This window comes from Pseudomonas sp. NPDC087639 (genome assembly GCF_044743385.1).
Classification (GTDB): domain Bacteria; phylum Pseudomonadota; class Gammaproteobacteria; order Pseudomonadales; family Pseudomonadaceae; genus Aquipseudomonas.
In genome coordinates this window covers 1-5,622 of record NZ_JBIUWI010000128.1, presented here as the reverse complement: position 1 = coordinate 5,622, position 5,622 = coordinate 1, and the positions used below count along the sequence as shown (strand labels likewise).

4 protein-coding genes and 2 pseudogenes are annotated in these 5,622 nt (G+C 57.9%); all 6 read right to left on the bottom strand.

Translation table 11 applies throughout. The features are described from left to right. A pseudogene (locus ACIOVB_RS26845) lies at positions 1-136 on the bottom strand (NADH-quinone oxidoreductase subunit A); the annotation flags it as partial. Between the two features lie 556 nt (positions 137-692). Beyond that, complete coding sequence (gene aceA, locus ACIOVB_RS26840; RefSeq protein ID WP_401272196.1) at positions 693-2,018, bottom strand: isocitrate lyase; 1,326 nt, start codon at positions 2,016-2,018, stop codon at positions 693-695. A 476-nt stretch (positions 2,019-2,494) separates the two neighbouring features. Continuing rightward, entirely contained in the window at positions 2,495-3,247 is a 753-nt protein-coding gene (locus ACIOVB_RS26835) for a secretin N-terminal domain-containing protein (RefSeq protein ID WP_401272195.1), read from the bottom strand. Between the two features lie 235 nt (positions 3,248-3,482). Next, positions 3,483-3,923 carry a GNAT family N-acetyltransferase gene (locus ACIOVB_RS26830; protein ID WP_401272194.1) on the bottom strand — a complete coding sequence of 147 codons (441 nt, stop codon included), beginning with the start codon at positions 3,921-3,923 and terminating at the stop codon, positions 3,483-3,485. Beyond that, on the bottom strand, positions 3,916-5,085 hold the full coding sequence (locus ACIOVB_RS26825) for a cupin domain-containing protein (protein WP_187678474.1): 1,170 nt from the start codon (positions 5,083-5,085) through the stop codon (positions 3,916-3,918). Before ACIOVB_RS26825 ends, ACIOVB_RS26830 begins: the two co-directional genes overlap by 8 nt. Positions 5,086-5,171: 86 nt before the next feature. Further along, positions 5,172-5,622 (bottom strand): annotated as a pseudogene (locus ACIOVB_RS26820) (adenylosuccinate lyase); the annotation flags it as partial.

Here is a 5,622-nt window from a genome sequence, read left to right as displayed (position 1 = left end):
CGTTTTTGCTGCGGCCCCAGGCTTTTGACCCGAGGAGGCTGGAGACGCCAAGCATGAAGGCACACAGGCCGACGACACCCAGAAGGAAAATGGCAAAGCCCCAGTTGTGGGCCATGAGTCCTGTCGCTTCGGGCATGCTGGTAATCCTTAACAGAGAGCAAAGGTCTCTGAGCTTGATAAAGAAATAGGCAGTGACGATATGTCGCAGCAATCAATCGCGCTGATTTTATGGCTAAACACCCTGCAAGTAAAATTCCTATAGCGAAATTATTTATTGGAATAAGGACATAGCGCGCCTCCGATGCCCCGTAGCCCAAGCATAGCGGGCATTAGCCGGTTTTCTGCGAATTATGTTTTGTGGGAAATGTAACGAGCATAGTTGCGGCTAAATGATAATTAATATCGTTTGAGGTGGTTTTGTAACTGTTTAGCGGTGCAGTAGTTGGGAAGTTGTCTTATATGCCCGTTACTGCAAGTAGCGGTGGCGCCTGTTTTAACTGATTTTTCTGACGCCTATACCGCTATGGATCAATGTTTTTTCAGAAAGGTCTGATACAGAACCTTTGGGATTTGTGTGGTGAGGAACATCACAGGCAAAAAAAACGCCCCGAACCAGTCGGGGCGTCAGTCTTGCGGCTCTGCGGTTAGCTTTCTATTCGATCCGCAGAGGCCGTTTGCTCAGGTGAAGCAGATCAGTGGAACTGTTCTTCTTCGGTCGAACCGGTCAGTGCGGTTACCGAGGACGAGCCACCCTGAATCACGGTGGTCATGTCATCGAAGTAGCCGGTGCCCACTTCCTGCTGGTGAGCCACGAAGGTGTAACCCTTGGAGGCGTCAGCGAATTCCTGCTCTTGCAGCTTCACGTAGGCAGTCATGTCGTTACGGGCGTAGTCGTGAGCCAGGTTGAACATGCTGTGCCTCATGTTGTGAATGCCGGCCAGGGTGATGAACTGGTGCTTGTAGCCCATGGCGGACAGTTCGCGCTGGAACTTGGCGATGGTCGCGTCGTCCAGGTTTTTCTTCCAGTTGAAGGAAGGCGAGCAGTTGTACGACAGCAGTTGGTCCGGGTATTCCTTCTTGATCGCTTCAGCGAAGCGACGAGCCTCGTCCAGATCCGGCTTGGCGGTTTCGCACCAGATCAGGTCGGCGTAAGGGGCGTAAGCCAGACCACGTGCGATCGCTTGATCCAGACCGGCACGTACCTTGTAGAAACCTTCCTGGGTGCGCTCGCCAGTCACAAACGGCTGGTCGTACGGGTCGCAGTCGGAAGTCAGCAGGTCCGCGGCGTTAGCGTCGGTACGGGCCAGAATGATGGTCGGAGTACCGGCAACGTCAGCTGCCAGACGCGCTGCGGTCAGCTTCTGTACGGCTTCCTGGGTTGGCACCAAAACCTTGCCGCCCATGTGGCCGCATTTCTTCACGGAAGCCAGTTGGTCTTCGAAGTGAACGCCGGCGGCGCCTGCTTCGATCATGCTCTTCATCAGCTCGTAAGCGTTCAGTACGCCGCCGAAACCGGCTTCAGCGTCAGCCACGATCGGCGCGAAGTAGTCGATGTAGCCATCGTCGCCCGGGTTCTTGCCGGCTTTCCATTGGATCTGGTCAGCGCGACGGAACGAGTTGTTGATGCGCTTGACCACGGTTGGCACCGAGTCCACCGGGTACAGCGACTGGTCCGGGTACATCGATTCGGCGGAGTTGTTGTCCGCAGCTACCTGCCAGCCCGACAGGTAGATTGCCTGGATACCGGCTTTGACTTGCTGAACAGCCTGGCCGCCGGTCAGGGCGCCCATGCAGTTGACGAAATCTTTCTCTGGACGGAAGGACGGCTTGGCACCCTGGGTTACCAGGTTCCACAGCTTCTCGGCGCCCATTTTCGCAAAGGTGTGCTCAGGTTGAACCGAGCCACGCAGACGGACGACGTCAGCAGCGGAATAAGTGCGAGTCACGCCTTTCCAGCGCGGGTTTTCAGCCCAGTCTTTTTCAAGGGCTGCAATTTGCTGTTCGCGTGTCAGTGCCATGGAGATAAACCTCGTCGCGTCTTTTATGAAAAGTTGTTCTGCGGTGGAAAATTCCTGCGCTCGCTGACCAGAAGCTTAGGTGGTCAAGTCGGATTCGGCGGGGTAGGCGACGGGATGAACGATGAGCTCGAGGGGAAGTGAGCAGGTAAAGGCGAAACTGGCGGGCGCATTCGGGCGTCGTGGGCCTTTATACGAACTACAGTGTGATGCCGGGTTACCTAATTACGCTTCCGTCCCTCGGGACAACTTCGTTCCAGTCGGCAACCTCGTCAAACACACCTTGTGGGCGGTACAGACACGAAACGGTTCGCGGGGTAGATGCGAACAGCGCTTCGAAGGCCCTTGCCAGGGCCTCTGATTAGCGGGAGCGAGGCCATCATGCCTTCGCTTTTTTGGCTCGTCAAACGTTTTGTAGTGCTTTTTTTAAAGCACTACATCTTTCGTCTAATACGACTAATCAGTCAGTTTTCGGTGCTTTAGTCCAGGCTGTCGACTTTCACCCGCAAGGTCATGTCATCCCGGCCTTGAGTCGAGTAGCTGCGGGCCAGGCCCTGTTTGTCAGCCTGAGTCTGGCGATTGACGCCGGCCAGAGTGATCCACTCGCCGAGGCGCCCGCTGACGGTTGTGTCGGTGCTTTGCACGTTCACTACATCGGGACGTTCCTGGCTCATGCGGTCACGGTTGGTACTGATTGCCAGATGAACGATGTCGCCGGTGACGCTCGCGGTGACGTAAAAACCCTGAGTGACGTTGCGGTATTGGGTCTGGCTGCTGTAATCGCCGTAGGAGTTTGTCTGGCTGTTGGTGATCGGCACGCTCTGGCCGACCTGGATCAGCGCCGGAGCGCCTTCGCTGGCCTGTATTTGCTGAATGCCGCCGTCACGGCTGGCGGTGCTGCGGCTGATGATGCGGGTCTGCGCACCGTTGACTGAATAACCTTCGTCGCCACGGCCATTGTTTTCGTTGGTGTCGACGGTAATCAGCAGGCGTTTCGGCGCGGTGTCGAGTTGGGTCAGCAACGCCTTGAGTTCCTGAATCTTGTCCGGCTCCGCCTTGACGATCAGTTGGTTGCCATAGGCGCTGACCTGGCCATCCTTGCCGAGGAAATCCTGCGCCATCGGCAGCATGTCGGTGCTGGTGCGGTACTTGAGGGGGACGATTTCTGTGGCTGCCATCACCGAAAAACTGCAGCCGAGCAGCAGGGTGGTGAGCAGGGTGCGTAGGGACATGTCCGTTATCTCCGCTTTCGAAAGGCTTGATATTGCCAGTTTGTCGGCCCCGGGTGGGGCAAGTTGAATCCAAGACAGCAAAACGCCCCGGCATCGTTCGATGTCGGGGCGTTTGCTGAAGTTTGCATATTGCTCTTGTGGCGAGGGGATTTATCCCCGATGGGCTGCGCAGCAGACCCAAAATTTTAGGGCCGCTTCGCGCCCCATCGGGGATAAATCCCCTCGCCACAAGGTTTCATTCAGCTAGCGGTTGGGCCGAATGGCGAACCATATCGACATGCGGAATCCCTGCTTCCAGGAACTCCTCACTGACCAGGCTGAAACCCAGGCGCTCGTAGAACGCCGTGGCTTGCACCTGAGCGCTGAGCATTTGCTGCTTCAGTCCGCGCTCTTCTGCTTCAGCAATGACCGCTTGCATCAGCGCGTCACCGACCTTCATGCCGCGCCAGTCTTTCAGCACGGAAACCCGGCCAATGTGCCCATCGGGCAACAGACGCGCAGTGCCGATCGGAAAGTCGCCCTCAAATGCCAGGAAATGCACAGCGGTCGCGTCATCGGCGTCCCATTCCAGCTCGGGTGGCACCGATTGTTCGGCGATGAACACCGTTTCACGAATGCGCCGGATCTCGGCGATGTCCTTCTGCCAGTCTGCGACACGTACGCGAATTTTATTCATCAGCGAACCCCAGGCTGCCTTGCTTGACCAGTTCGCACAGCAGGCCGCGACCGTCTTCGTCGTTCAGCCACTCGCCAAGGTTGTCGGTGTGCAAGGCGTCGGCGGCGCAGATCAGCTTCAGCAGCTCGCGCAGTTTGCCCGGCAGATAACGGCTCTGGCCGCTGGCGAACAGCAGCAGATCGTCATCGACTTCCGACCAGGCCAGGCGCGCGCTCGGGTTGCGGATCAGCACGGCGCCATCTTGCAGAGCACTGAGGAAGTCTTCTTCTTCGACTTCTTCCGGGCCGGCTACCAGTTCCGGGTAGCGTGGCTCGGTCATGTACTGGCCGAACCAGGTCAGCAGCAGACGCTCGTCGCTCATGTGTTCGGCGAGCAGGCTTTTCAGGCGATCCAGCGCATCGTGCTGAATCTGATGCGGATCGGCCGCTGGCTGCGCGTCGGCGTCGGTGTAGCGCTCTTCGTCGGTCAGGAACTGGCTGAGGAAGTCGGTGAAGTGGGTCAGCACTTCGGACGCACTCGGGGCGCGGAAGCCTACCGAGTAGGTCATGCAGTTATCCACGGCGACGCCGCAGTGGGCCAGACGCGGTGGCAGGTAAAGCATGTCACCCGGTTCCAGAACCCACTCTTCGGTTTCGTGGAATTCGGCGAGGATGCGCAGGTCGGCGTGTTGCAGCAGCGGGCTCTCGGAGTCACACATCTGGCCGATTTTCCAGTTGCGCTTGCCGTGACCTTGCAGCAGGAACACGTCGTAGTTGTCGAAGTGCGGGCCGACGCTGCCACCTGGGGCTGCGAAGCTGATCATCACGTCGTCGACGCGCCAGCTCGGCAGGAAGCGGAAGTTTTCCAGCAGCTCGCTGACTTCCGGTACGAATTGATCGACTGCCTGAACCAGCAGAGTCCACTCTTTTTCCGGCAGCTTGCTGAATTCGTCTTCAGCGAACGGGCCGCGACGCAGTTCCCATGGGCGCTCGCCATGCTCGATGACCAGGCGCGATTCGACTTCTTCTTCCAGGGCCAGGCCGGCCAGCTCGTCGGCGTCGATCGGGCTTTCGAAGTCAGGAATCGCCTGGCGGATCAGCAGTGGCTTTTTCTGCCAGTAGTCGCGCAGGAATTCGCGCGCCGTGATGCCGCCCAGAAGTTGAAGAGGAATATCGGAATTCATATGTAACCTATTGAAAAAAAGCACTTTTCAGACGGGAATAAAAACGCCCGGCGCGGCCGGGCGTCTCAAACGGTTCAAGCGGTCGATCAGATGCGTTTGGCTTGCGCTACAGCGTTGCCGATGTAGTTGGCCGGGGTCAGTTGCTTGAGCTCGGCTTTCGCTGCGGCTGGCATGTCCAGGCCGTCGATGAAAGTCTGCAACGCTTCAGGGCTGATGCCCTTGCCGCGGGTCAGTTCTTTCAGCTTTTCGTACGGGTTTTCGATGTTGTAGCGACGCATCACGGTCTGGATCGGCTCAGCCAGGACTTCCCAGCAAGCGTCGAGGTCAGCGGCAATCTTCTGCTCGTTGAGCTCCAGTTTGCTGATGCCTTTGAGGCTGGCTTCGTAAGCGATCACGCTGTGGGCGAAGCCGACACCGAGGTTGCGCAGTACGGTGGAGTCGGTCAGGTCGCGCTGCCAGCGGGAGATCGGCAGTTTGCTCGCCAGGTGCTGGAACAGCGCGTTGGCGATGCCCAGGTTGCCTTCGGAGTTTTCGAAG